This is a genomic window from Brenneria alni (assembly GCF_003666245.1).
GTDB classification, from domain to species: Bacteria; Pseudomonadota; Gammaproteobacteria; order Enterobacterales; family Enterobacteriaceae; genus Brenneria; species Brenneria alni.
Map to the genome: position 1 here is coordinate 1 of NZ_MJLZ01000077.1, position 4,568 is coordinate 4,568.

The 4,568-nt window shown below is 37.4% G+C and carries 7 protein-coding genes and 2 pseudogenes; 6 read left to right on the forward strand and 3 right to left on the reverse strand.

From position 1 onward, the window contains the following. Positions 1-164: 164 nt before the first annotated feature. Together BIY29_RS19325 and BIY29_RS19330 are read right to left on the reverse strand one after the other, a co-directional pair. The gene (locus BIY29_RS19325; protein ID WP_121576642.1) at positions 165-686 is read right to left on the reverse strand and encodes a GNAT family N-acetyltransferase; all 522 of its coding nucleotides are present in this window, start codon (positions 684-686) and stop codon (positions 165-167) included. A 6-nt stretch (positions 687-692) separates the two neighbouring features. Next, positions 693-965 (reverse strand): type II toxin-antitoxin system TacA family antitoxin, encoded by a 273-nt coding sequence (locus tag BIY29_RS19330; RefSeq protein ID WP_121576643.1) that lies wholly within the window; start codon positions 963-965, stop codon positions 693-695. 201 nt (positions 966-1,166) lie between these two features. Here BIY29_RS19330 and BIY29_RS19335 point away from each other — a divergent pair, with 201 nt between their 5' ends. Then, positions 1,167-1,589 carry an Lrp/AsnC family transcriptional regulator gene (locus BIY29_RS19335; protein ID WP_121576644.1) on the forward strand — a complete coding sequence of 141 codons (423 nt, stop codon included), beginning with the start codon at positions 1,167-1,169 and terminating at the stop codon, positions 1,587-1,589. Between the two features lie 274 nt (positions 1,590-1,863). Here BIY29_RS19335 and BIY29_RS19340 read toward each other — a convergent pair. Continuing rightward, a pseudogene (locus tag BIY29_RS19340) lies at positions 1,864-2,211 on the reverse strand (integrase); the annotation flags it as partial. Between the two features lie 101 nt (positions 2,212-2,312). On the opposite strand from BIY29_RS19340, the gene BIY29_RS19345 reads away from it, so the two are divergent. From BIY29_RS19345 to BIY29_RS20095, 5 genes and pseudogenes are all read left to right on the forward strand, one after another. Then, positions 2,313-2,552 carry a hypothetical protein gene (locus BIY29_RS19345; protein ID WP_121576645.1) on the forward strand — a complete coding sequence of 80 codons (240 nt, stop codon included), beginning with the start codon at positions 2,313-2,315 and terminating at the stop codon, positions 2,550-2,552. Next, positions 2,549-3,148, forward strand: a complete 600-nt coding sequence (locus BIY29_RS19350) for a DUF4755 domain-containing protein (protein WP_121576646.1) — start codon at positions 2,549-2,551, stop codon at positions 3,146-3,148. Before BIY29_RS19345 ends, BIY29_RS19350 begins: the two co-directional genes overlap by 4 nt. Positions 3,149-3,212: 64 nt before the next feature. After that, positions 3,213-3,530 (forward strand): outer membrane protein assembly factor BamE domain-containing protein, encoded by a 318-nt coding sequence (gene bamE / locus BIY29_RS19355; RefSeq protein ID WP_147437184.1) that lies wholly within the window; start codon positions 3,213-3,215, stop codon positions 3,528-3,530. Positions 3,531-3,577: 47 nt separating this feature from the next. Beyond that, positions 3,578-3,880, forward strand: a complete 303-nt coding sequence (locus BIY29_RS19360; protein ID WP_420808438.1) for a hypothetical protein — start codon at positions 3,578-3,580, stop codon at positions 3,878-3,880. A 470-nt stretch (positions 3,881-4,350) separates the two neighbouring features. Next, positions 4,351-4,568, forward strand: a pseudogene (locus tag BIY29_RS20095) (hypothetical protein); the annotation flags it as partial.

Consider the following 4,568-nt stretch of genomic DNA (forward strand, 5'->3'; position numbering starts at 1 on the left):
TAGTGTATATTAGATTATATTTTTGTTTTTTATTAATAGTCCCTCGTCAACCAACATCTTCTTTTTTTTTTCAGATGTGTATAAGAGACCGATAAGATATACATTTACTTTCCACACAAACGAATAAACGTAAAGCAGACTTGTCGATTAACTATCTACTTTTCTTATCGGCACTTCTGCCACGGAAGGCTGGATAGATTATTCACGGGAGATTGAATAGAAAAAAACAAAGAAGTCTGACTAAATTCAGTGGGCACTAGCCCCATATGCGTATAAAACCCTTTTGCCTTTTCGGATGCAACATTAATGAGTAACCCTCGAATATTAAAATACCTGGCTATCCTCATACTACGCTGTATAGCATCCTTTAATAATCCACTGCCAATTCCCCTTTTGCGATAGCGCATATCAACAGCCAGCCTCTCCAGAATCAAAATATTTAATGGTGATACTGTTTCAATATGTGAAGAATGACTGGCGTATTGGACAAATCCAGTTGATAACGTATAAAAACCAACAACATGTTGCGTATATTTGTCACAAACAACAAACGTATATGATAGCCCGCTTTCCTTATTGATATAAGATTTCTTGAGTAGCCAGTCATTTAACGATGAGTTTAAACAGTTAAAGTCACTGATATAACTGTTTTTATCGATTAATGCAGGCGCAGTGATCCTTCCCATCAGCAGTTACTCCCAAGGTGATTTTCTTTCCAATACACGCTGGACGTTATTATAAGCATCAGCCTGATTATCAAGCATATAGATGAAATCGGTAAATTGCTGCTCTGTAAGAACAAATAAGTGCTTTTCCAATATAGCTTCCTCGGCTTCCCTACATGCAGCTTCTAAAATAAAATCAGTCCTTGATTTACACCGTAAACGAGCAGCCAAATCGATCAATTCACGTTGCGAATGCTTTGCCCGGATGTTTATCGGTGCTTCTTTCGTTTCTGTTTTCATTATTAGCTCCTTATATTCTAATCAACAATAATCCACTTTCAGTTCAACAGATAGCCACTTCGTTACCACGTTTCCAATTATTAGGAAGAACGATGACTTCACTGTATTATGAGCGTTCATTTTGGACAAAAATAGTTTTAAAAACCATTAAAACCGCATATAATTTATCTAATTGTCAACACAATTAATCATTTTGGACATATGAACGAAACTGATCAACAAATTATCACCTTGCTGCGGGAAAATGCCCGTATGTCCGTGACGGAGATCTCAACAAGAATCAAAGTTTCCCGGGCTACAGTGCAAAAACGCATGGAACATCTTGAAAAAGAAGGCATCATTTCGGGATATACCATTCGTATCAAACCTGAAAACGAGAAAAATCGTATTCACGCCTGGATGAGCATCGCCGTTGAAGGTGCAAGACAGAAAAGTATTCTGCAAGAACTACGATGGGAACCCGCTGTTTATTCCCTTCATACCACCAATGGCAAATGGGATATTCTGGCTGAGATACGTACGGACAATCTTGAGTCTTTCAATCACGCATTAGGACATATCCGTGGTATCGTGGGGATTTCCTGTAGTGAAACCAGCATATTACTTTCCACTTATAAGGCCTGAAAAATACCACCGCGTTTGGCATTTCTGTATCAATCGACGATGATCAGACATGGAACGCAGTACTAGTATATCGGTAGAAAAAGGTCTTAATAGCCGTAGTATTCGCACCAGTGACATCCGAGCATCATAATTAATGCACAAATTAGTCAGCGCCATAGGGAGCAAGGATTTATGGGCAGAAATATAGATAACATTAAGGAATAAATAATGGCAAATTTGATTTATCTGAAACTCACTGGTAGTTTCAAATAAGCAATATTCATCCTGCACCTCATAAATCGACATAGTTGGTCGTTCTTGCTTCTTCATCGCTCAGTATTTCCCGCCAGCACAATGACGCGGTTTCTTCCTTCCTCGCCCCTAAAAGCACCGTTAGAAGCAAATAATCACAGACAATGCGGTTAAAGCTTCGTTTGTTGTGTAATGCCGTCAGAAAGCGTCCCAGCGTGTCTTTTGGCGATAACGGGTTTCTCACCCACTTTGCCCGATAACTGTCTTCCAGCTCTGAACGGGTGCGGTATTTTTTCTGCACTTTCAGGATAGTAAAGGGATTATAGGTCAGGTACGGTTGACGTTGCTGTGTCTGGGCATTAATCGCTTCGATTTCTATAGCATGTTTTACTTATTACACTAATATGCAGGTTCTGAAATGATAAACCTTGTCTCATTTGCAATCGGCTTCATACGAATATGATTTTCACTTTCATTTACTAAGGAACTTGTATGAGCATTTTCGCCATGATACGGTTTTGGGTTGCATTGTTGCTTCCACTATTAATTGACTGGTTTTTTTGGGTTGGTGCTATCCGTCTTTGGTGGCTCTGGCTACCCATTAGTGTCCCGCTACTCATTTGGGCTTTCTTCTCTTACAGGCGCGAGAAGAAAGAAGAAGCTGCAATGGCCAATATGCTTAATTCTCAAAAAATGGAAACAGTCCCCTTAAAAAAGGAATTCATTACATGAGTTTTATCAATTTCTTTAAAATGAAGCGCCTTTGGATTGCTATTGCCCTTCCGATGCTCATAATCCACTTTGGAGGAATGCGTGCGTTTTGGGAAGCAGGATTATTATGGATGCCTGTCAGTGGTATTTTATTTTTTACTGCGCTGAGTTCCTATGCTCTGAAATTAAGTAATAAGGCAACTGTCGATAATTTTAACGATGGTAATGATGGTTGTTATAGCCATACACTCCTTAATTCATCAATGAAACTCGACAGCAAAGAAAGACTCATCTTTCTCAAAGACGGCAATAATGAAAAAACCTATTCATTTGACGACATTAAAGAGTGGAAATATAACATTAGTCATGGAAATGAAATTGAAGGTGCAGGATTAAGTCTGAATGCCGCTAATATCAATAACATGAGAATGTTCAAAAACAGAGCTGAAACGGGATTTTTTATCAGTATGAGAGATATTCAAAACCCGGAATGGCAAATTCAGTTTTTCCCTAAGGAAGGTTCTTTTAAATCTCAGAAAGGCTTAAAGGACCTTCAAAAACAGATGAATCAATGGATGGAAGTGTTCGATCAGGTCGTCAATGAAAATAAAGGTTAAAAAAACCATGAAAAAAATCATCATCTCAGCATTCGTTTTTCTGTCTCTTGTGGGTTGTTCTTCTGTGGGCAATCAGTCATTAAAAAATGAGACGCAGGAAAGCGTGAAGTCAAAAATCATCAAGGGTAAAACCACAAAGCAAGACGTGCTGGCTTCATTTGGTGAACCAGACAGTCGCTCCCTCATTGACGGTGAAGAACAATGGTCTTACACGATGTACAACAGCCAGTCAAAAGCCACGTCATTTATCCCTGTTGTCGGACTTCTGGCCGGTGGTGCGAACACACAGACCAAATCTCTCACGGTGATGTTTAAAGGCGAGAAAGTTAGTTCTTACATTTTTAACGCCGGAAAAAGCGACGTTAAAACCGGTATTTTTTAAGCAAATTTAAATGGATATCATGATGAATAAAAAACTACCATTACTGAGTGTTTTTGGCTTTATCGTTTTTCCTTACTGGTTGCGATAGCCAACCATCAGATAGCGATATCACACAAGCAATGCAAAACTTTACTAAAGAAGTAAATGGAACAGCACCATCAGGCATCGAGACCATCAAGTTTAATTCGGCTAAAAAAATTGGCTGTAAAGACCAAGAAAGCGATGGGGGTTATAAATGCACCATTGAATATAACGCCAAGATCCCATTCATCGGTGAAAAAGCATCAACAATGGAGTTTAAATTCTTTAAAGTTGATGGAAAATGGAAAGCCGCGATACCTTCAAGCTAATTCACTTTCTCGATAAAAACATCAGGGGAATTATTTTTATTTATATTTGACAAAAGAAATAATGTACGGCATTAATTAGTATAGTGATGAGCTATACAAGAGCAGGCTGATAAAAATTACCATCCTTAGCACTTGTAGGTGATTATTTTTCATAACTCACCTCCTTTTTTATTATTGTTATTTTTAAGGACACGTGGTCCAATTTTATAATAGCAGCAAAAGCATCCGTCTGGATGCTTTTTTTTAATCAATACCTATATTGCACTATTATAATTAGTCATCAAATTATTTTCAATTAAATCAATTACTGCATACTCCCTACAACTGATGGAATATTCAAAGAAAGGCTCTTTAAGTCATATAAAACGCAATAACAGTAAAATGATTAACAACACACTTGAAGTTTAATCATTTTTGTAGGTAAACTACACAGATGGAAGGCTTAATATGAGCTGATGAAGGGATATAAAATGCAATTATCAGAATATTTAAAGTATAAAATGGAATCTGAAAGAGTTCTTGCGACACATTTAGATAGCATTGCTGATAAAATCAAAGATAATACAATAAGCATTACATCAGATCTATATAGCGGAATAGAAAGAGCGACATGGTATTCTTCTTGTTTTATAGAAAAATATAATTCTGATTGTCAGCAACTAAAGTCTGAAAATGAAAGGTTATATCT

Coding starts and splice junctions, on each gene's coding strand:
- BIY29_RS19325 (WP_121576642.1), bottom strand. CDS start 686: ATGGGAAGGATCACTGCGCCTGCATTAATCGATAAAAACAGTTATATC.
- BIY29_RS19350 (WP_121576646.1), top strand. CDS start 2,549: ATGAGTTTTATCAATTTCTTTAAAATGAAGCGCCTTTGGATTGCTATT.
- BIY29_RS19345 (WP_121576645.1), top strand. CDS start 2,313: ATGAGCATTTTCGCCATGATACGGTTTTGGGTTGCATTGTTGCTTCCA.
- BIY29_RS19330 (WP_121576643.1), bottom strand. CDS start 965: ATGAAAACAGAAACGAAAGAAGCACCGATAAACATCCGGGCAAAGCAT.
- BIY29_RS19335 (WP_121576644.1), top strand. CDS start 1,167: ATGAACGAAACTGATCAACAAATTATCACCTTGCTGCGGGAAAATGCC.